Annotated in this window: 26 protein-coding genes, 1 pseudogene and 2 riboswitches; of the genes and pseudogenes, 9 read left to right on the top strand and 18 right to left on the bottom strand. The window is 37.0% G+C overall.

Annotation, left to right across the window (positions count from 1 at the left end; all coding sequences use genetic code 11):
- Positions 1 to 14: 14 nt before the first annotated feature.
- The 3 genes from VB694_RS11860 to VB694_RS11850 are packed head-to-tail and all read right to left on the bottom strand — an operon-like array spanning position 15 to position 1,050.
- Positions 15 to 398, bottom strand: coding sequence for a hypothetical protein (locus tag VB694_RS11860; protein WP_323360518.1), 384 nt, complete (start codon positions 396 to 398; stop codon positions 15 to 17).
- Positions 376 to 831 (bottom strand): DUF29 domain-containing protein, encoded by a 456-nt coding sequence (locus VB694_RS11855; protein ID WP_323360517.1) that lies wholly within the window; start codon positions 829 to 831, stop codon positions 376 to 378. The genes VB694_RS11860 and VB694_RS11855 overlap by 23 nt, the downstream gene beginning before the upstream one ends.
- A 51-nt stretch (positions 832 to 882) precedes the next feature.
- Positions 883 to 1,050, bottom strand: coding sequence for a type II toxin-antitoxin system HicB family antitoxin (locus VB694_RS11850; protein WP_323360516.1), 168 nt, complete (start codon positions 1,048 to 1,050; stop codon positions 883 to 885).
- A 64-nt stretch (positions 1,051 to 1,114) separates the two neighbouring features.
- Here VB694_RS11850 and VB694_RS11845 point away from each other — a divergent pair, with 64 nt between their 5' ends.
- Positions 1,115 to 1,255 (top strand): hypothetical protein, encoded by a 141-nt coding sequence (locus VB694_RS11845; protein ID WP_323360515.1) that lies wholly within the window; start codon positions 1,115 to 1,117, stop codon positions 1,253 to 1,255.
- Between the two features lie 141 nt (positions 1,256 to 1,396).
- Here VB694_RS11845 and VB694_RS11840 read toward each other — a convergent pair whose 3' ends face one another.
- The 12 genes from VB694_RS11840 to VB694_RS11785 all read right to left on the bottom strand — a co-directional run bounded on the left by VB694_RS11840 (position 1,397) and on the right by VB694_RS11785 (position 6,570).
- Positions 1,397 to 1,846, bottom strand: a complete 450-nt coding sequence (locus VB694_RS11840) for a nucleic acid-binding protein (protein WP_323360514.1) — start codon at positions 1,844 to 1,846, stop codon at positions 1,397 to 1,399.
- A gap of 6 nt (positions 1,847 to 1,852) precedes the next feature.
- Complete coding sequence (locus VB694_RS11835; RefSeq protein WP_323360513.1) at positions 1,853 to 2,182, bottom strand: hypothetical protein; 330 nt, start codon at positions 2,180 to 2,182, stop codon at positions 1,853 to 1,855.
- Positions 2,183 to 2,602: 420 nt separating this feature from the next.
- On the bottom strand, positions 2,603 to 2,953 hold the full coding sequence (locus VB694_RS11830; protein WP_323360512.1) for a type II toxin-antitoxin system PemK/MazF family toxin: 351 nt from the start codon (positions 2,951 to 2,953) through the stop codon (positions 2,603 to 2,605).
- Positions 2,954 to 2,970: 17 nt separating this feature from the next.
- Positions 2,971 to 3,213 carry a hypothetical protein gene (locus tag VB694_RS11825; protein ID WP_323360511.1) on the bottom strand — a complete coding sequence of 81 codons (243 nt, stop codon included), beginning with the start codon at positions 3,211 to 3,213 and terminating at the stop codon, positions 2,971 to 2,973.
- A 196-nt stretch (positions 3,214 to 3,409) separates the two neighbouring features.
- Positions 3,410 to 3,811, bottom strand: a complete 402-nt coding sequence (gene vapC / locus VB694_RS11820) for a type II toxin-antitoxin system tRNA(fMet)-specific endonuclease VapC (protein ID WP_323360510.1) — start codon at positions 3,809 to 3,811, stop codon at positions 3,410 to 3,412.
- 12 nt (positions 3,812 to 3,823) lie between these two features.
- Positions 3,824 to 4,126 carry a hypothetical protein gene (locus tag VB694_RS11815; RefSeq protein WP_323360509.1) on the bottom strand — a complete coding sequence of 101 codons (303 nt, stop codon included), beginning with the start codon at positions 4,124 to 4,126 and terminating at the stop codon, positions 3,824 to 3,826.
- 40 nt (positions 4,127 to 4,166) lie between these two features.
- Complete coding sequence (locus VB694_RS11810) at positions 4,167 to 4,469, bottom strand: DUF5615 family PIN-like protein (RefSeq protein ID WP_323360508.1); 303 nt, start codon at positions 4,467 to 4,469, stop codon at positions 4,167 to 4,169.
- Entirely contained in the window at positions 4,466 to 4,798 is a 333-nt protein-coding gene (locus tag VB694_RS11805; RefSeq protein ID WP_323360507.1) for a DUF433 domain-containing protein, read from the bottom strand. The genes VB694_RS11810 and VB694_RS11805 overlap by 4 nt, the downstream gene beginning before the upstream one ends.
- Positions 4,799 to 5,012: 214 nt before the next feature.
- The gene (locus VB694_RS11800) at positions 5,013 to 5,453 is read right to left on the bottom strand and encodes a type II toxin-antitoxin system VapC family toxin (protein WP_323360506.1); all 441 of its coding nucleotides are present in this window, start codon (positions 5,451 to 5,453) and stop codon (positions 5,013 to 5,015) included.
- Positions 5,450 to 5,740, bottom strand: coding sequence for a hypothetical protein (locus VB694_RS11795; protein ID WP_323360505.1), 291 nt, complete (start codon positions 5,738 to 5,740; stop codon positions 5,450 to 5,452). The genes VB694_RS11800 and VB694_RS11795 overlap by 4 nt, the downstream gene beginning before the upstream one ends.
- 197 nt (positions 5,741 to 5,937) lie before the next feature.
- Positions 5,938 to 6,300 carry a DUF5615 family PIN-like protein gene (locus VB694_RS11790; RefSeq protein WP_323360504.1) on the bottom strand — a complete coding sequence of 121 codons (363 nt, stop codon included), beginning with the start codon at positions 6,298 to 6,300 and terminating at the stop codon, positions 5,938 to 5,940.
- Positions 6,301 to 6,339: 39 nt separating this feature from the next.
- The gene (locus VB694_RS11785) at positions 6,340 to 6,570 is read right to left on the bottom strand and encodes a DUF433 domain-containing protein (protein WP_323360503.1); all 231 of its coding nucleotides are present in this window, start codon (positions 6,568 to 6,570) and stop codon (positions 6,340 to 6,342) included.
- 417 nt (positions 6,571 to 6,987) lie between these two features.
- On the opposite strand from VB694_RS11785, the gene VB694_RS11780 reads away from it, so the two are divergent.
- Entirely contained in the window at positions 6,988 to 8,829 is a 1,842-nt protein-coding gene (locus VB694_RS11780; RefSeq protein WP_323360502.1) for a tetratricopeptide repeat protein, read from the top strand.
- A gap of 225 nt (positions 8,830 to 9,054) precedes the next feature.
- Here VB694_RS11780 and VB694_RS11775 read toward each other — a convergent pair.
- Positions 9,055 to 9,150 (bottom strand): annotated as a pseudogene (locus VB694_RS11775) (element excision factor XisH family protein); the annotation flags it as partial.
- 550 nt (positions 9,151 to 9,700) lie between these two features.
- On the opposite strand from VB694_RS11775, the gene VB694_RS11770 reads away from it, so the two are divergent.
- The 7 genes from VB694_RS11770 (at position 9,701) to VB694_RS11740 (ending at position 17,369) form a co-directional block, all read left to right on the top strand.
- Positions 9,701 to 9,937 carry an HNH endonuclease gene (locus tag VB694_RS11770; protein WP_137668799.1) on the top strand — a complete coding sequence of 79 codons (237 nt, stop codon included), beginning with the start codon at positions 9,701 to 9,703 and terminating at the stop codon, positions 9,935 to 9,937.
- Between the two features lie 82 nt (positions 9,938 to 10,019).
- Entirely contained in the window at positions 10,020 to 10,703 is a 684-nt protein-coding gene (gene rnc, locus VB694_RS11765; protein WP_323360501.1) for a ribonuclease III, read from the top strand.
- 283 nt (positions 10,704 to 10,986) lie between these two features.
- A riboswitch (cyclic di-AMP (ydaO/yuaA leader) is annotated at positions 10,987 to 11,183 on the top strand.
- Positions 11,184 to 11,282: 99 nt separating this feature from the next.
- Complete coding sequence (ntrB, locus tag VB694_RS11760) at positions 11,283 to 12,134, top strand: nitrate ABC transporter permease (protein WP_323360500.1); 852 nt, start codon at positions 11,283 to 11,285, stop codon at positions 12,132 to 12,134.
- A 222-nt stretch (positions 12,135 to 12,356) separates the two neighbouring features.
- Positions 12,357 to 13,799 carry an ABC transporter substrate-binding protein gene (locus tag VB694_RS11755; protein ID WP_323360499.1) on the top strand — a complete coding sequence of 481 codons (1,443 nt, stop codon included), beginning with the start codon at positions 12,357 to 12,359 and terminating at the stop codon, positions 13,797 to 13,799.
- 78 nt (positions 13,800 to 13,877) lie between these two features.
- Positions 13,878 to 14,714: a nitrate ABC transporter ATP-binding protein gene (locus VB694_RS11750; RefSeq protein WP_323360498.1), complete on the top strand. Its 837-nt coding sequence runs from the start codon at positions 13,878 to 13,880 to the stop codon at positions 14,712 to 14,714.
- Positions 14,715 to 14,961: 247 nt separating this feature from the next.
- Positions 14,962 to 15,097, top strand: a riboswitch (cyclic di-AMP (ydaO/yuaA leader).
- Positions 15,098 to 15,268: 171 nt separating this feature from the next.
- Positions 15,269 to 15,904 carry a universal stress protein gene (locus VB694_RS11745; protein WP_323360497.1) on the top strand — a complete coding sequence of 212 codons (636 nt, stop codon included), beginning with the start codon at positions 15,269 to 15,271 and terminating at the stop codon, positions 15,902 to 15,904.
- A 127-nt stretch (positions 15,905 to 16,031) separates the two neighbouring features.
- Positions 16,032 to 17,369, top strand: coding sequence for an SLC13 family permease (locus VB694_RS11740; RefSeq protein WP_323360496.1), 1,338 nt, complete (start codon positions 16,032 to 16,034; stop codon positions 17,367 to 17,369).
- Positions 17,370 to 17,644: 275 nt separating this feature from the next.
- Here VB694_RS11740 and VB694_RS11735 read toward each other — a convergent pair whose 3' ends face one another.
- Positions 17,645 to 19,045, bottom strand: a complete 1,401-nt coding sequence (locus VB694_RS11735) for an amidase (RefSeq protein ID WP_323360495.1) — start codon at positions 19,043 to 19,045, stop codon at positions 17,645 to 17,647.
- Positions 19,046 to 19,313: 268 nt separating this feature from the next.
- Positions 19,314 to 20,198 (bottom strand): PEP-CTERM sorting domain-containing protein, encoded by an 885-nt coding sequence (locus VB694_RS11730; protein ID WP_323360494.1) that lies wholly within the window; start codon positions 20,196 to 20,198, stop codon positions 19,314 to 19,316.
- Between the last annotated feature and the right edge of the window lie 167 nt (positions 20,199 to 20,365).

Below are 20,365 nucleotides of genomic sequence, written 5' to 3'. Positions count from 1 at the left end.
TGTGTTAGCGTAACTCATCTTATCGCTTTTCTATTTGGGGAGTTGAGGGGGTGCGATAGCGAAGCGCTCCGTAGGAATCGCTGTTTGGGAGGTTGAGGGGATGCGATAGCGAAGCGCTCCGTAGGAATCGCTGTTTGGGAGGTTGAAGGGTGCGATCGCTGTTTGGGGAGTTGAAGGGTGCGATCGCTGTTTGGGGAGTTTAGGGGTGCGATCGCTTTTGGGAGGTTGAGGGGGTGCGATCCTCTGCGTTCTCTCCGTCTCTGCGTGAGTAAAAAAGAGCTTTTGGGGAGTTCATGGGTGCGATCGCTTTTGGGAAGTTGGAGGGGTGCGATCGCGTAGGTTATTGTAGGCGATCGCACAGAACAACAAATATAATTAAACTGGAAAAAAGTCAGCATCTAAAATTTCATCAGAGGAAAAAGGATTATCTTGAGGAAAAATAGATAAAGGAAGTCCAGTTTCAATAGATGCTTCTTTACGAGCGTGTTGATAACAATTATCCAAAACTTCTAGATAATAGCCTTTTAAACTAGGACTATCTAAAAACGTTTCTTGTAATCTTTGACGATGTTCATATATTGTATACAACCAACTATTTGACCTGTTTTGAGGTTGAAACTTGTATTTAAGCAAGTGCATAATTAAAACTCGTAAATTACTTTTTAAAGCATTTTTTTCACTTCTTCCCATACTTTCGATTTCTTCAATTAAATTTTCTAATTCTAATTCTAAAAACTGCTTATTCTTTAATAAAGAAGCGGTTTTTTCAATCCATAAATTATAATCTTCTGCATAAAGATTATTAGTTAATATCATAGATTGATGTGTCATAGTTTTCTCCTTGGTAAAATACCAATTCCATCATCATTAACTATATAAAATTTAATCCAATTCTTGTTGACTAGCAAGTTCTAACCAACCTTGAACAGCATCTTTCAACATTTCTAACAAATGTTCGTAACTTTCACCCCAGGTATGACATCCTGGTAAAGCTGGTACAGAACCACACCATACACCGTCTTCTTCCCAAATAATTGCTTTTATTTTCATAGCCAATTCCTTGAACTAAGGATATTTTACCGTAGGGGGAGTCAGACGTACCAGTTTAATAAAGATGAATAATTGCTTTTGGGAAGTTGAGGGAGTGCGATCGCTGTTTGGGAAGTTGAGGGAGTGCGATCGCTCTTACGCTGTGTTCTCTGTGTCTCTGTGGTTCGTTAAAAAAGGGTATTGGGAGGTTGAGGGGATGCGATAGCGTAAGCGCTGCTGCAAGCAGTTCGCTGTTTGGGAGGTTGAGGGGGTGCGATAGCGAAGCGCTCCGTAGGAATCGCTGTTTGGGGAGTGAGGGAGTGCGATAGCTGTTTGGGGAGTGAGGGAGTGCGATCGCTCTCACCGTTTAAATTTCTTGCCATTCTCTAGCATCAATAAAAAGAGAAAGATGCTTTTTATTACTCGTTGCAATAATTACCTCATTTCCATAATTAGCGACTAAAATAGATTGAGCAGCTAAAATAACATCACCATCTAAAGCTTTATTATCTGCTGTAGATTTACCTTTGTTTCTCACTTCAGCCCATAATTCTGCGGCTTTTAACATTACTTCTGTGGTAATAGGAAGATAAATAATTTCTGATTTAAGTTGATTCAGTTTTCTAATTCCTGATAACTTATTTGCTCTTAATAATTCCCGTCTAATTTCATAATCTATAATTTCTGGTAAAATTACTTCATAACCTCTTTCAAAAAGACTATAAAACCATTCTTGACATTGCACAGCTAGAGGATTCGCTTTAGGATTAGTAATTAATCCCACAGGTGCAGAATTTAAAACAATAACCTTACTCATTTTATTTTAAATTGAAATACCATTCATGGATTCAATAATTTCCAAAGTTTCTTGTTGTTCTTGTTGTTCATCTGATTCATTCCATGACTCGAACAATCTTTTAATATTAGTTTTTCTGTGTTCTTTTTTAATTGCATCACTTTCATTAATTTCATTAATAACATTTTCCCAGTTTTTCAAAGATGTCTGTTTCATCGTGACACTTTGACGAAATAACCGGACAATTTGTAGTAATTCAGGTATATATTCTTCTGGAGTATGTTCAATTTCTAGTAATAGATCATTGCGGGTTTTTGCTGATGATTTAGTTGTAATGGATTGGTGATTGTTAATCATAAAATTATAGATTTGATTATTTTTACATATTACCAGTATATCGGATCAGAATAAGCAATGTCTGAAATTTATAAAATGTGATAACTACGATGATCTAAGTGATTCCTGCGGAGTGCTATCTCTTCGAGACGCTACCGCGAACGCTATCGCTGTTTGGCGAGGTTGAGGGGATGCGATAGCGTAAGCGCTGCTGCAAGCAGTTCGCTGTTTGGGAGTTGAGGGAGTGCGATAGCGAAGCGCTCCGTAGGAATCGCTCTTTCTCTGTGTCCTCTGTGTCTCTGTGGTTCGTTAAAAAAAGATGTTTGGGGAGTTGAGGGAGTGCGATAGCGAAGCGCTCCGTAGGAATCGCTCTTTCTCTGTGTCCTCTGTGTCTCTGCGGTTCGTTAAAAAAGGATGTTTGGGGAGTTAAGGGGTGCGATCTCACGTTGACAGAGAAAGACTTAACACCACAGCTAATGCTTGAGAAATAAGCTGCATTTCTGATTCAGAAAGTTGACCTAATTTTCTAATTAATCGTGTTTCTGAAACAGAACGGATTTGAAAAGTATCAACACTAGAAACTTTTGCCAAACTATTCTCTATATTTGGTTCTAATTTTACCATCCAAGGTCTGATAGAATATCGTTCTTTCCAATCTGTAATCGGAACAATCACCTTTAAAGGTAAAATACCAATGGCATTATTATTAACTATAATACAAGGACGTTTTTTACTAATTTCTGTGCCTACAGTTGGATCTAAATTAACTAACCAGACTTCACCTCTATACATAAATTTAACAAATTCTGTTAATCTTCATCTGGATATTCATAAAAATCTTCTCCATCTAAATCGGAGAAAACATTTAATTCACCATCATTTGCATAATCTTCAATAGCTGTAATAGCTGCTAATGCTAATTGATGTTTTTGCTGTTCTTTTGTTAAAAATTCTTGTTGTTGATTAACCAATTGTAAGGCAAATTCAGCTATTTTCAAGCGTTCATTGATACTGAGTTTTGGCAAAGATTGAAGAATTTCTTGCGTTTCCATTATTAACTCAACCTCTCAATTTATCGAGTATATCACAATTTAAGGAAGATATGTGTTAGCGTAACTCACCTGTCACTCTCCTATGTAAGTTAGAAGTGATATTTGGGGAGTGCGATAGCGAAGCGCTCGGTAGGAATCGCTGTTTGGGGGGTTGACGGGGTGCGATAGCGAAGCACTCCGTAGGAATCGCTGTTTACTAAATCTCCCAATCTTCTAATTTTAAATTATCAATCCTACTAAATTCTCTAGTATTGTGAGTAATTAAAGTTAAATTATTAGCTATAGCAATAGCAGCAATATGTAAATCATTATTTCCTATAGGAGTACCTTTAGCAGCCAATTTACTACGAATTTCACCATAAATTACGGCACATTCATCATCAAACTTCAAAGAAATAAAACGATTTAAAAATTCCTGCTGCTTTTGCAGAGTTTTCGCAGGATTATTTGTTCTCATTGCACCATAAAATAACTCAGCCTTCACAATAGAACAAACTACTATATCTATATCAGACAAATCTTGAAGACGCTGAATAATTTTTTCTGATCTTTGATTAAGATATTGAATACAAACATTACTATCTAATAAATATTTCATCAGTTTGTATTCCTAGCAATTAATCATTTCTTCTAAACTGTCATCTAAGCTATCATCAATACCTAAATCATCCAGAATAATTGGATCATCAGCACAACTTCCTGCTGTTTGATTAATAAATTCTTGCCAGTTTAATTTGTGTTTTTCTGTGTTTATCAAAGTTGTTGGTTTATTGATCAAATTTTGACGAAATAAACGGACAATTTCCAATATTTCTGGTATATATTCTTCTGGAGTTTGGGCAATTTCTAATAATAAATCATTCCAGGGTGTAGTTGAGGATGTTTCTGTGATGAGTTGGTTATTATTAATCATAAAATACTAGATTTGATTATTTTTACATATTATCAGTATATCAGATCAGAATCAGCAAGTGTAACTTACCCATTGGTGTTCGGGGACGCAACCAAAATAAACCCCAAATATGGCCACCTTCTCCCCAATGTGCTTCCAAATGTCCTGGCATACTAGCACGATTATCTGTTACTAAAACTCTTTGAGATAATTGTAAATAACGCAAAATCTCAGGATCTAAAGTACCTGTTGGTGGTGCATTATCTTCACCCACACGCAAAATATCTATTTCGGAATTTAATCTTAAAATAGCTAACTTCAGACGAGGTGGCAAATTTTCATCCAGTAAAAAACGTACCTTCACAAAATACTTACCTGCTGTTGAGATTTTGTACTTTTTAAGTTTCTCAATCTTTGTAACAAAGCTGAAGGACGAGTAATTGATTCTTGATAACGTTGTTCTCGATATTTTGCCAAATTAGAAAGATAAGAATCAACTTGAGGACGATTATGTAAATAATAAGTAATGGTCGCGTAAATTTGCTCTAAACTCAAATCAGGAAAATTAGCACCGATTTCTTCTGGTGTATATCCTTCTAAATAATGATCAAGTACATTATCAATACCAATACGGTGTCCTTTCAGTCGAATATCTGCTTCTGAGATAAAGTCAAAATAACCTTCTAATTGCATTACTGTAACCCTACAAATTTTATTTCCATATTAATTTATTATAAGTCATTATATGCTTTTTGGGAAGTTGAAGGGGGTGCGATAGCGAAGCGCTCCGTAGGAATCGCTGTTTAGGAGGTTGAGGGGGTGCGTTAGCGTTCGCGTAGCGTCTCGAAGAGATAGCTTACCGAAGGTATCGCTTTTGGGAAGGTTGAGGAGGTGCGATCTCTTGTAATTAAACAACACTACGTGGATCAACAACTACAATATCCGAAAACCGTTTAAAATCATCAGCATTAAATGTCAATAAATGTGTAATATTATGAGCTAACATAGCCCCTACTAAACGAGCATCATGTACCTGTTTTCCCATCACTTGATATTGAATAACCAGAGATTCCCACTCAGTAAAAATTTGTGGTATATCCAATTCCAATATAAATATCTTTTTCAGTTTTGCGCTTTCTTCTTCAGCTTGAGTGATAGATAAACCTAACCCATTTTTATCTAGAGGTCTTGTAGCAACAGCCCAAAATTCAATTATATTTTGTGGAATAATACATAAAAATTCACCTTGTTTTTTGAGCGTTAAAATTGCCCTTTGAGTATCAAGGTGCATGGGACTATTTTTTTGTACCAAACGCAGTAAAATATTAGTATCTACCAGATATTTCATAACATTTCATCTTCTCTGGTATAAATACTATCCCGACTAATAGCTGCATCTAAAAGTGGTGGTGCTACAGCAAAAGCAGGACTATTGATTAAACTCATAAGTTCTGTTTCCCAATCTTCATCAGTTGTTACTGGAGAAAAAGATTTTTCCTCGTGATTTTTCAAACTATTTTCAATCAAAGATTCAAGATAAAATTCAATTGATAAACCTTGCTTAGTAGCTTGGTTAATCAGACGAGCTTCTATTTCTGGTTTCAATTGTAGCTGTATAGTTTTATATTGTTTCATGTTCTTAGATTCTAGTTAATTAATATCAAGTAAAACTTATGATTAACTTGATCTATTAAAAGTATATCAGATTTAAACACCGAAGGTATCGCTTTTAGGAGAGTGAGGGAATGCGATAGCGAAGCGCTCCGTAGGTATCGCTGTTTGGGAGGTTGAAGGGAGTGCGATCGCGTAGCTTATTTTGGGCGATCGCTTTTCTATATAGGTAATCTTCTAACTCTAAAAGTTTCATTATTTACAGAAATAATTGCTCCTGCTTCTAAATCTTCCTGACATTGACTCAAAATTTCGGTTAAACATTGATTAATGAGATGATAATTTTCATTACCCAAACGAAATAAAATCACACTAGGTAAACTATCCCCACTGACAGCTAAAAGTTGAGCAAAATCTAAATCTATAGTTAATATAATTCGCTCTTCTGCACAAGCCTTAATTAAAATCTCAGGATCTGGTAATTTTTGCAAACCTTGTTCACGTAAATGCACCACATCATAACCACCACTACGCAACCAAGATACAGTACGTAGTGAAATGCCCATATCAGCTAAAAACTTCATTTTAATTGTGATTAATTATGATTAATTATGATTTAATTGTTAAGCAGTTTTAATAGAATAAACTTTGTCTTGAGTCAACCAAGCTGCATAAAGTAAAGATTGACGAATATCCTCAGCTTCTAAATCAGGATATTCTTCTAAAATCTCCTCTATCGCTTTACCATTAGCTACCAGATTTACCACTAAAGAAACAGGTATTCGCATTCCTCGAATACAAGCCTGTCCTGCCATAATTTGCCGATCAAATGTAATTCTTTCTAAATTTAACATAAAAAATATTTGTTCTTGACTATGTTTTATTTTATCATAAATTTATCCATAACATCACATTGCGATAGCGTTCGCGGTAGCGTCTCGTAGAGATAGCTGACCGTTCGTGCAGCGTGTCGAAGACATAGGTATCGCTGTTTGGGGAGTTGGGGGGATGCGATAGCGAAGCGCTCCGTAGGAATCGCTCTTACTCTGTGTTCTCTGTGTTCTCTGTGTCTCTGTGGTTCGTTAAAAAATAGATGTTGGGAAGTTGAAGGGGTGCGATAGCGAAGCGCTCCGTAGGAATCGCTATTTGTCTGTATTTATTAAATTTCCCAATCTTCTAATTTTAAATTATCAATTCCACTAAATTCTCTAGTATTGTGAGTAATTAATGCAATAAAATGAGAATTGTTGTGAAGTTCTCTATTAGCTAAAGTGTCAGAATCCCTACCTTTACAAGATAAATACCTCGCATTAATTGATGAAATAGTCGAAACCACCCTCAAGGGTAAAATTAGCTCTGTAGAGCAGGTATATCAAATGCTACTCAAAGGCATCACTTCTGGTACAGGAGAAGTGTTTGAGTTAGCATTGAGCGATCGCTTGACAACCCTACAAACCCAAGTAGAAAGCGAAAAAGACGAACTCAAAAAAGCCAAAGACACCCGCAGTTTAAGAGCCATTAAAACCATACAAACACAATGGCAACGTTGGCAAGAGCAAAACAAAACCATAGAAGCCATAGCTTTAGCAGTACGGGAAATTACCATTGCCAGCGATGAAGAACGTTTATCCGTATTGCTGCGCTACACCGATCCTAATCAAAAACAGCCCTTAAATTTATCGCAACTACAACAATTAGCCAAATCCCTACAACAATTTGGTGCAGCTAACACAGATTTAACGCAGATATCCACAGGTATTACTCAGGGTATTGCTTCTTGGCAACGTATCCAAGAAAACCTCCTCAGTTGGATGTATGAACAAAAAGGTTCTCTCGGTTTTGGTGGAGTACCCGGTGAAAGAGGACCTTGGGCAAGTTGGGCAAAATTAGTTAAAAGCGAAATACCACAATCATTTTTTCACACCTTAGCAATAGAACAATCTGCAATTGAATTTACCCAAAAACAACAAAACATTAACCTCAGCAATTGGGTAGAATTAGCAATAGTTTTACAATTCCTACAACGGGGTTTAGTTACCTGGTTTGATCAACAAGCTTATGATATTCAAGCAGGTCCTAAATTATCCATTTCCACATTTTTAACCTTTGCAGTAATTTGGAGTCAATTAGCAAATGGTTTTCAACCCCAAGCAGTAATATATAGTAATGGAGCTTCACAAATAATGCTCCAAATTCTGCGAACTTTTGCCCAGCGTCCTTATTTTCCCCTTTATGGTGGGATTTTTGCTTCCTTTTCTGGTAGTTCTTTGCGGGATGCTCTTGATTATTTAGATGCACCTCTACGTTCTGCGGACGGAACACAAGAAAAAGCCAGAATCTTAACATTATTGGGTTATTCTCAACGAGCTTTAGGCAGATATCCTCGCTCAATTAATTTTCATCAACAAGCTTTAGAAATAGCGAGAAATGCTAGAGATACAGCTTGTGAAATTGCTAATCTTAATCACCTCAGTCGTACCTACGTTCAAGAAAAAAATTATGCTGAAGCAATTAACAATAGTCAAAGAGCATTAATATTAAGTAGACAAGCAGGTGACAAAACTGGAGAAACTAATGCGTTGGTAAATTTAGGTTACAGCGAAGTGATGCAAGCACAGCAATTAGAAAACATTGAACCTGAAGTTTATGAATCAGCAATTAATTATTTAGAACAAGGTTTAAAATTAGCCGAAAAATTAGGTGACATTCAAACTCAATCTTTATGTTTTAGCAGCTTAGGTATTGCTTATTTAGTCACCGCACAATACGAAAATGCCATTAAATATCTAGAAGTCGGTTTTAAAACCGCCCAAGTTTCGGGAGATTTATATACCCAAGGTCGAAATTTAGCTTATTTAGCAGAAGCATATTACAACCTATTAAATTTTGAAAAATCCATTTATACTGGTGCTTTAGGAATGTATCTATTAGAGCAAATTTCCTCTCAAGAGTGGCGACAACCCGCAGGTTTATTGACAATCTTAAAAGGACAAGTTGGTGATGATCAATTCCAAGTTTTACTGCAACAAAATCGCCCAAAAATGATTTCGGTTATTGGTGTAGATGGCTATGATTATATTCCCCAATTATTGACAACATATCGCAATTCATAATTATTTTTTCCTATCTTCCCCTACTCGATGGGCAATATGGAGAGCTATCAAGTACACAATGTAGGGGTAATTCATGAATTACCCTACGGAAAATCAAGTCTTTCACAATACTTGTCGGTTAAGCTCAAAACAATGAAATTATGTAGGTTGGGTTGAGGAACGAAACCCAACATTTACAACGGTTTGTTGGGTTTCACTTTGTACCCTACGGGAAGCAAGCTACAACCCAACCTTGTATCTTAGAGGATCACCTGTGATCACCCAACCCTCTTTTTCTAATCCTTTTCTTACAGCATCATGGAAAATATCTTTAGCTGATATTTAGCTGATATTGGTTGATAATTTAGTATTTTGATATATTATAATAATAACTTTATTCTCACCTTACTGAAATCAATAAGAATATATTAATAGTATAAATTATTTCTTCTTTTTAACTTAAAATTCAGTATTGACATTCCAGATTCACTATGTAAGTGTATAAAAAAGACAGCCAAATATCTGACATCTCAAGCGAAATTCTATCGCATAAGCGTCGGTGGTTGTCTCAGCATCAGGATTCCTTTCTGACTGATCCTGCCTTACTCCTTCGTTTGAACATTTAGTCTAGTGTCTTAATTTTATCGTTGACTAGGCTATAACTGCGAAGAAAGAAAGGCATTTGGCTAAATGTTCAAGCTAAGGAATAAAGCAAGACCAGTCAGGGAGGAATGCTGTTGCTGAGACTGAAACTGAGTTAACACTGAAATTGGTTAGCATAGAAAAGCTACTTGAGGAAAAGCTGATAGTTTTTTCCTTGATGTGGTTTTATTGCGATAGATGTGTGGGTTTCTGATGCTGTTGATAAAAAAATCAACGGAAAATAATTCACATGAATACCAAACAAAAACACAGCAAGAAGCAAAAACTGTCTGATGTATATGGTTCTTGTTGTTGGTGGTGTCGTAAGTCAATGTCAATAGATAAACTAACTATTGAACATCTTCTCCCAAAAAGTCGTGGTGGTTCTAATTCTTTAGAGAACTTACGACTAGCTTGTTTAACTTGTAACCGTTCTCGTGGAAATAGTCTGTTTCCACCAGGTGTAAAACTACCTGTTTCTCAGTAATACCTGAAGTTTTCAGGCTGTAATTTTGTGGGGTGGGTATCTTGCCCGCCCTTCTATTAAATGCCCAAAATAAAACATCAAAATGCACAAACTTCTTACATTCAACAACGAAAAACTCCTGCGTCAAGCACTCACCCATCGTTCCTATGTCAATGAAAACCCAGGAGAAGGAGAACACAACGAACGCTTAGAATTTCTCGGAGATGCAATTTTAAACTTCATCAGTGGACAATATTTATATAGTCGTCATCCCGAAAAAGGAGAAGATGAATTAACCCGTCGTCGTTCTGCATTAGTGGAAGAAAAACAACTGGCAAAATTTGCCTTAGAAGTTGGTTTAGACTTCAGGATGCGATTAGGAAAAGGAACAATTAGAGATGGAGGTTTTCAAAATCCAAACTTACTCAGTAGCACATTTGAAGCCGTAGTCGGTGCATATTATTTAGATAATGGTTATAATGTTGAACCACTCAAAGTCATTCTTGAACCATTATTTGATTCTGTATCAGAACATATTGTAGAACCTCGTTCAAATGTAGATTCCAAAAATCGCTTTCAGGAATGGGTACAACGAGAAATTGGTGCAAATCCTCCGAAATACGTAACAGAACAAATAGGCGGACCCTCTCATGCACCAGAATTTATCGCTAAAGTATTAGTAGAGGGTAAAGAACGCGGTGAAGGTAGAGGAAAAAATAAAAAAGAAGCAGAAAAGGCTGCGGCTGAGGATGCGATCGCTAAATTGAAAAAACAAGGTTTATTGTAAGAATTCAGGAGTCAGGAGTCAGGAGTCAGAATATTTCTGGGTAAAAGGAATATAGAAAAGTTAGTTTCTCAAAAAATTAGCAATAATCACTCTAAAAATCAGATTTTTACTCGATTTTGAATACTGTATTTTGAATTATTACTAACCTGATGAAATATGTTGATAGTACAGCATAAAATCAGTTAAACCGCTTGATGTAAGTAGTAAAGTAACTAATTTTTGTTCTAACTACTGATGTTATTACTATTCATCAATGTTAGATTTTCGCTGTTACTATTAATTGTGAGTAAGTCAGCCTAATTTAACGCGTTAGAGTCAACAGCGTTGGAACGGAGGAACCAAATTATGGGGCGTATTTTTGTTTTGATGGGTGAATAAATTTCCAACTTAATGTTAGAAAATAAGCCAAAATCGAGCAAAAAGGGGTATCTCTCAACCCTAGTCCGTCAGCTAACTTCGTAGGCATTGAGAGGAGACTGAAGAGACAGCATTTTGATTAATGTTTTGATCTCATCAGTGTCCAAGGCTGGTACTGCTCAGATTCAGTGTATCTGTACTGAACTCTGTTGAGGTTACAAGATGATTTTACAACTTAATTTAGCTGCAATCTTTGCGGTTGCTGGACAGTTTGCTTGGAAAAAAGCAAAACCTGTTATTTTTCGAGATGAGTTCTTATTCCCAGCATTAGGCTGTTTAGGAATAATTATCCTGTGGTGGATAGTAGCACTTGCTAATCGTGAATTAATGCCTACACCACCAGAAGCTTTAATTGCCAATCTTGACTACATCTTAAATCCCTTTTATGAACGAGGTCCGGGTAATTTAGGAATTGGTTGGTTATTATTAGCCAGTTTACGCCGGGTAATATTAGGTTTTGGTTTGGGTGCATTAGTAGCAATTCCCTTGGGCTTTTTAATTGGGATGTCTAGACCGGCAATGCTGGCTTTTAATCCCATTATTCAGATATTTAAACCAGTTTCACCCCTAGCTTGGTTGCCTATCTCCTTAGCTATTTTCAATTTGGCAGAGCCTTCAGCTATTTTTGTCATTTTCATTACTTCCCTTTGGCCAACTATTATTAATACAGCCTTGGGAGTTGCTAGTGTTTCCAAAGATTATTTAGATGTGGCACAAGTGTTAGAAATGCCACGTTGGCGGCAGATGATCAAAATTATTTGGCCTGCTAGTTTGCCATATATTTTTACAGGTTTGCGAATTAGTTTAGGTATTGCTTGGTTGGTAATTGTGGCTGTAGAAATGTTAACTGGTGGTGTGGGAATTGGGTTTTTTGTTTGGGATGAATGGAGTCGTTTAAATCTTAGTTCTGTATTTTTGGCTGTGTTTGTAATTGGCTTAACTGGCTTGGTTTTAGATTACGCTGTGGGTAAGCTTCAAGAATTTGTTACTCACCGTCCAGGAAGTGTGAAGTAAAAGGGAACAGGGAACAGGGAACAGGGAACAGGGCAAAAATTTAGTTACAGCTATGACAGGCAAGATGCCTGTCTCACATTGAGAGAGAAAACTGATACTAATTTGCAAAATGATTTCAAAATATGGAAGCTTACAAAGCTTATCCATTAAATTTTGCATCATCCAAAATCCAAAATCCAAAATCCAAAATCCAAAATCCAAAATCCAAAATTGTAGACAATTATGAATGAAAATAATTGGACTCGCAGAGATTTTATTAAGGGAATAGGTTTAACAACTGCGGGAATAGCGTTATCATCCTGTAGGACATCTGGAGATAAGTCTGTTAAGGGACTGACAGAAGCCGCTTTAGCTGTAGAACCTGTAGTTAGACCCCAAGATTTAGAAAAACCGGATATTACTGTTGGTTATGTTCCTGTTAATGATTGTGCGCCATTTGCGATCGCTTGGAAAAAAGGTTTTTTCCGCAAATATGGTTTAAATGTCAAACTCAACCGCGAAGCTAGTTGGGGAAACTCCCGCGATGGTTTAATTTTTGGTCGTCTCGATGCTGCACCGGTGGTTTCCGGTGCTGTCACTAATGCGAGAATAGGTGCAGAAGGTGCGCGTCATGCCCCCTTATGTGCAGCAATGACCATACACCGTCATGGTAACGCCATGACCATGAACAAAGAGATGTGGGACTTTGGCATACGTCCCTGGTACGAATATCAACAAAAATATGGTGATGGTGCTTTAGAAGCCTTTGGCAAAGATTTTCGCGGCTATTTTAACCAACAACCCCCAGAAAAGAAAATTTGGGCGGTAGTTTTGAGTTCGGCTATTTATGAATACTTTGTTCGTTATATATCTGCTGCTGCTGGTGTAGACCCCTTCAAAGAATTTCGGGTCATCATTGTTTCCCCACCGCAAATGGTGACAAACATGAGAATTGGTTCTATGCAAGCTTATATGGTAGCTGAACCTTGGAACAGTAGAGCAATTACAGGTAACGAAGGTATTGGTTTTACATTCGCTCAAGGTAAAGAAATTTGGCAGGGACACCCAGATAGACTGCTGGGAGTAATGGAATCTTTCATTAACAATTATCCCAAAACCTATCGTTCTTTGGTGAAAGCGATGATTGAAGCTTGTCAATATTGCAGCAAACCCGAAAATCGCCAAGAAGTAGCACAATTATTAACAGAAATATCCTTTACTGGGGCAAAACCAAAACAGAAAAATCAGCCTTTAACTAAGTTAACTTCTCCGGGAATTGTTGGTAATTATAACTATGGTGGTTTTGATGGCAAAGACCGCACTATCAAAGCAGATGATACGACCATTTTCTATGATATTCCTGACAGTATTCCCCACGAAACAGGAGAACATTCGACATTTTTATGGCGTTCCCAAAGCATCTGGTTAATGACTCAAGCTGCCCGTTGGGGACAAATTAAAGAAGTTCCCAAAAATGCCAATCAAGTAGCCGAAAAAGGGTGGCGAACAGATTTATATCGAGATATAGCGGCGGAAATGGGAATTCAATGCCCCAAGGATGATTATAAAGTTGAACCGCCAGAAGTCTTTATAGATAAAAAAGGATTTGATCCTAGTGATCCTGTAGGTTATCTAAACAGTTTTGCCATCAAAGCAAAGGCTCCCACTCGCATTTTTATGTCCTAATGTATGGGCGTATTGCAATACGCCACTGCTGGGATTTTTAGGTACAAAAAAATTTAACTAATTCAGGAGTAGTTAATCATGCAATATACCTCCTTCTCAAACGAGTCTTATCAAGAAGTTAAGCCCCATCATGGATTTCTGGAAGTTGAAAATTTAGTCAAGTCTTATCCGACAGCAGACAAAGGAGATGCTGTTGTTTTAGATGGTGTTAATCTGACAATTGGTGAAGATGAGTATATTTCTGTAATCGGTCATTCTGGTTGTGGAAAATCAACATTACTGAAGATTATTGGTGGATTTCAAAAAGCCACATCTGGCTCAGTCCGTTTAGATGGTAAAGAAATCCGTAAACCAGGCGCTGATAGAATGATGGTGTTTCAAAATTATTCGTTGTTACCTTGGTTAACTGTACGCGAAAATATCCGTCTAGCTGTAGATGAAGTGATAAAAAATGCTAATCGTGCCGAAAGAATTAGCATTGTCAATGAGCATTTGTCCATGGTAAACTTAATGGCGGCTGCCGATAAGTATCCCGATGAAATTTCTGGAGGTATGAAACAAAGAGTAGGAATTGCTAGAGCTTTGGCAATTCGTCCTAAAATGTTATTAATGGATGAACCTTTTGGGGCTTTGGATGCTTTAACTCGCGGAAAATTGCAGCGTCAGGTATTAGATATCTGGGAAAATCATCGTCAAGCAGTAATGATGATTACCCATGATGTTGATGAAGCAATTTATATGTCCGATCGCATTGTCTTAATGACCAATGGACCATGCGCTAATATTGGAGAAATCCTGAAAGTTCCGTTTAAGCGTCCACGCGATCGCAGTGCAATTCGCAACTCTAAAGAATACTTTGAACTCCGTAATCACGCTCTAAATTTCCTAGACCGCTACTTTACTTCAGAAGAGTGACATAAATTTAGGACCCACGCATAGAGAATACGATAAATCAATAGTTTGCTCTGGGAATAGGGCATGGGGCAAGAAAAAATCACCTATGCGCTATGCCCTATTCTCGCTTTCAATTAATCATCCATTTGCGTAAGTCCTGAAATGATGATTTGATGGGTATACAATTTTGGAAATATAAGCTACAATTCAAAAAGTGAAAGGTTGAGATTTTGAACATCTTAACTTTTCACTTTTAAATTTCGCAAAACTCTGTGGGTAGCCTAATTCAAATTCATGAAAGCTGGATTTGGAGCGGAGGAACCAAATAATTGGGGCTAATCTTAATTGAGAGACACCTTCCAGTCTTAGCCCGTCAGCTAACTCCGTCGGCAATGGAAGGAACCCCCAAAAACTTGGCTGTAATAGCAGTTATTATTGGGGCTTCCTTAATCAATTGGAGATTTTTGATTAATGGTTTTAGATTGCAGATAAATCTAAAATCTAAAATCTAAAATCCAAAATTGGTATCCCTGCTTCTCATTGATCATTCGTTTCAAGGGAGAGAAGTTAAAGCTGTGAAAGTTAAGCCATTGTTAGCAAGATTACAAACTGCCATTGGTCGCTATGACCTCATGGAGCAAATGGTATTACTACCAGATACTCAAAAATGCGTTAGTGAAAAAGATTCACAAACAAAATCACTCACTTTAATGGTTGGCTATGATGCTTCACCTAATAGTCATACAGCCTTAGATATCGCTTTTTGTATTGCTCATCAAACCCATTTAGCTACTAACATTCAAGTCAATGTACAGGCTGTTTATGTAATAGAAGAAAAGGCAATTAGTTATTCTCATTATAACTTAAATTTGCCCCAAAAGCAGCTTGCTTTAGAATATCCAGATTGTGAAAAACAGCAATCAAATACACTGGTATTAACTAAACCAAAACCAGATTTAATCAGCAATTCATGGACAGATAAAGCAGATAAAATTCTTTGGCAAGCCAAAAGTTTAGGTCATGAATGGCAGAGTCATTTTAAATCTCATCTGCGGTTTGGCAACTTAGCCACTGAGTTGAAAAAAGTTGTTGAATTAGAAGCTGCTGATGTTTTGGTTTTAGGTTGTCAATCTGTCCATCATCCTTTGATTGATAGATTATATCCTAATTTTCCTTGTGCTGTATTGGGTATTCCCAGTTGTCTTGATTAATCACAAGATAATTGCAGATATAGATTTTTAACACCCATACACCAATCATAAATTCCTAAGTCGCCTATAGTAAATATAGGTGGCTTTTGGCTGATTTTCAATCAATAATATTATCAGGGATAATCCTATGGAAAACTGGCAAGCTATCTTGAGTGTCATCATATTTATTACTGTCATTGTTGTCATCATGACAGAATGGGTTCATTTAACTGTTACTGCTTTATTGGGGGCATTATTATTAGTTTTTACTAATATTATGACTTTACCAGAAGCAGTTGGTTATATTGGCAAAAGTCATGGAACTTTGGGTTTATTTTTTGGGGTAATGGTATTAGTTAGGGCATTTGAGCCGACTAATATCTTTAGTTATATAGCGACACAAATGGTTATTCTTGCTCAAGGAAGTGGCAAGAAATTACTATTAGGTATAGTGGCATTAGTTACGCCAATTTGTGCTGTTTTACCCAACGCAACTACAGTAATGTTATTAGCCCCGTTAATTCCCCCAATGGCACAGGAAATAGGAGTTAATTTTGTACCTTTATTAATTTTGATGGTGTTTGTTGCTAATAGTGCAGGATTATTAACTTTAGTGGGAGACCCAGCCACATTTATTGTTGGTGATGCTGTAAATATTAGCTTTATAGATTATTTAGCAAAATTGAGTTTAGGGGGGGTACTTGCTGTTCTTACTGTGGTGCTGACACTCCCTATTTTATTTAGAAAAATTTGGAATACAAACCTCGATAATCTCGCAGAATTACCACATCCACAAATCAATCATCCACGAGTTTTAATAGCGGGTGCATTTATTGTAGTTTTTGTGTTGATTTTTTTTGTAATTGGCGACTCTTTACCAATACCTATTTCCCCTGCTGCGGTGGCTTTGTTAGGTGCGGCTTTAGCTTTATTGCTATCTCACCAAAGCAGAATTGATTCAGTTAATAACATCTTGCGAGATGTAGATTGGAGTACCTTAATATTTTTTATGAGTATTTTGGTGTTAATTGGAGGATTAGAGCAAACAGGAGTAATTAAAGGTTTATCAGGTGTTTTAGGGCTTATTTTGGGTAAAAATATTTTGCTAGGTTCTCTACTTTTGTTATTTGTAGTGGGGATATTATCGAGTGTTGTTCCTAATATTCCTCTAGTGGTGGCAATGGTTCCTTTAATTAAACAGTATCTTGTGAATGTGGGATTAGCACCAGCAGAAATTTTAGCAGCAGATTTTCAAGGAGAGTTGCCAGCAGAAGTTTTACCACTGTTTTATGCAATGATGTTTGGCGCAACTTTAGGAGGAAATGGTACTTTGGTTGGAGCAGCTTCTAATATTATTGCTGCTGGTATTGCTGAACAACATGGAAAAAGAATTTCTTTTAAAACTTTTCTACATTATGGGATTCCCATTACTTTATTACAGCTTGTAACTGCGGCATTGTATGTTTTGGTACGTTTTTTAATTTAAGGGGCAATGGTTAAATTAAGCAATAGCGCCGACCAATACAGTTTGGATTATGCTGAGTTTCCTAATGTTGGGTTTTCTTTGAGTCAACCGACGCTACAATTTTGATTACCTTAACATAAATTTTTGGACAGGTTTAATGATTAAGGGTTTAGCAATGCTAAACTCCTACCTGATTATGATTAATCTATATATATTTTAAAATAGTTCTTCCTTGTCAAGGTAATGATAACAAATTTCTTACCTCTTGTCAATCGCAAAAATCCAAAATCCAAAATCTAAAATCCAAAATTGGATGGACGATGTTGAATCCAAGGATTAGCTGCTTCTAACTGCGTTGCTAAACTGATTAAAGTAGATTCAGCTGCTGGTTTCCCAACTAACTGCACACTCAGGGGTAAGCCGTTACTATCAAAACCGACGGGAATAGCTATAGCAGGTAATCCTGTGGCATTTGCTACTGGACAAGGGGCAACCCAGTGAATAATATGTTGGAATGTTTCTTCTGGACTCAAATTTGCCCATTCACCCACGCGAATCGGTGAATGCAAATAAACAGGTAAAACTAAAACATCTATATCATCGAAAAACGCGACAATTTGCCGAGAAACTATTTGCATTTGTGCTAAGGCTTGCAAATATTCAGATGCAGAACCAGTTCTAGCTAATAACCACCGATTCAAAGGTTGTAAAGCTTCTGGAGGGATTCCTGCGGCAGCTACGCCAGTTTGCCAGACTATTTGAAATGGTTCTACTAAACCGCTAAAATCAGGACATTTTTCTGCTATTTGATGTCCAAATTGTTCTAGTAATTGCACGGTTTGTAATACGCCTTGTTGACAATTTGCGTCTGCTGTTCCCAAAGGCGCAACACTGGTACTAAAAGCTATTTTCAAATTAGTTGTTTTTACTTGGGTGGCGGCGAGAAAAGAAGGTTGTGGATCTGGTAACCAATAAGGATCACCTGTAAAATAGCCAGATATGACATCTAACATTGCAGCTGCATCTGCTACAGTTCGAGCAATGGGTCCATTAACAGCTATGCCTCCCAATCTATCGCCAACTGGTGCTTTTGTGACTCTTCCCCGTGCTGGTTTGATGCCTACTACACCACAACAAGCCGCAGGACCACGAATTGAACCCCCACCATCTGAACCTTGAGCGATCGCACTTAATCCCGCTGCTACCGATGCAGCTGCACCACCACTAGAACCACCGGGGGTATATTCTAAATTCCAAGGGTTTCTAGCTGGGGGAAATCCCGCAGGTTCACTGTAAGGATAAGAACCTAATTCAGAAGTGGCAGTTTTGCCAAGAATCGTAAAACCAGCTTGTTTAATCCTGATAACTACACCATCATCGTAGTTAGAGATATTTTTAACTAAAGCCGGATTTCCGTAAGTGCAGGTAACACCAGCGACGGAGTTTAAGTCTTTAATAGAAATCGGTACACCAAAAAATAGTGGTAGTTCTGAAGTGGTGGTGAGTAATTCTGTTTTGGCTTTAGCATCAGCCAGGGCTAAATCTGCTGTGACAGTAAAATAACTGCCTAGTTGGGGATTGAAGCGGGAAATTCTGTCTAAATATATTTCTACCAACTCTAAGGGTGACACTTCCCGCAGCCGGATTAATTGTGCTAACTCTAAAGCCGGGGTAAAAGCTAAATCAGTTTCATTCATTGTTATTTTTTGCAACTTTAATTTTCATACATCTATCAGGAGTTAGAGATTTTTCATATTTCACAAACAAATATTATATTAATGGAGAAGTTTGATCTTGCTTCTACTTTTTAGCAACTTATCATGTTGAGAGGCGTATGTCTAGAGATACAAACTTGATCAGGTTTTTGGCTATGATCCCAGGGGAGCATCCTCAAAAAATATAGATCAAAATTATAGATCAAAAGGCGATCGCTTTGTTAAATAAATGCGATTGCCTCTGGTTAAATTAGTGACGATATTGCTGACGAGATGCCACAAAGAACAAAGCCATCACACCAAGGGGTAAAAGTGTGGAAGGTTCTGGCACTGATTGAGGCGGTTGATAATAAGGTTTGAGATTGCCTGCCATAGCAATTAAATCATTATCACATTCTGGCGATAGATGAGCAACAAAACTACCATCAGGTAATAAATGTCTTTCCACACTAAAAGCCAAAGTTTGAGTACCTGTAGCGCCAAAATGAGCAAAATCTAGACCCAAATTGCTAATATCACTTAATACATTCACAGCACCAATTTTTGTTCCTGTTGCTATCACATTTTGAACATGATGATTTTCATTGAAATAATTATTATTAACTCCTAAATCACCATGAGAAGGGTTTCCTCCTTTACTAATTACCCTGTTGTTATAACCCCGTAAACTGGCATCTTGTAAAATTAAACCATTCTCTTGGGCTATGGCTTTGGCTGTGACATTTTGATAAACGCCTAATTCCTGTACACCTGATTCATGGACTGCCCAATGTACACCGAATAATTGACTAGCAGCATTAGCATCATCTAGAGATTTTCCCGTGAAATTTAGTAACAAATCTCCCCAATCGACATGAAAATCCTGGGCATAAATATTGCCAATTCCTTGGGCGGGTAAATTAGTATTAATCGCAAAAGTGATCTCATTAGCAGTTTCTTTCATTGCTAACCCATAGATTTCATAAGGTGAGATACCAATATTTACATCTGGTGATAAACCGTCATTAAAAGAATCAATGGTGTAATACCATTCACCTAACAAATTACTAGCTTGAGCAGGTTGATAAGTAGATATTAAGCCTAAACTAGTAGTCAGTAAGCTTAACAGTAAATAAGTCGTTTTTTGGCACAACATGGAATTTTTTATCCCCTGTTAATGGGTAAATTTATTAACAGAACAAGATAACTTTCTAGTTATATTTTTGTGGTGATTTTTACAAAACTTTAAATTACACAGCTTTAAATTTGTATAGATATAAAAAAATAAAATTCCCAACTTCAGGAAAAAGCCGGGAATTTATG

The sequence above is a fragment of the Anabaena sp. UHCC 0451 genome, assembly GCF_034931405.1.
GTDB lineage: Bacteria > Cyanobacteriota > Cyanobacteriia > Cyanobacteriales > Nostocaceae > RDYJ01.
The sequence above is the reverse complement of the archived record's forward strand: the minus strand, read 5'-3'. Positions and strand labels throughout refer to the sequence as shown.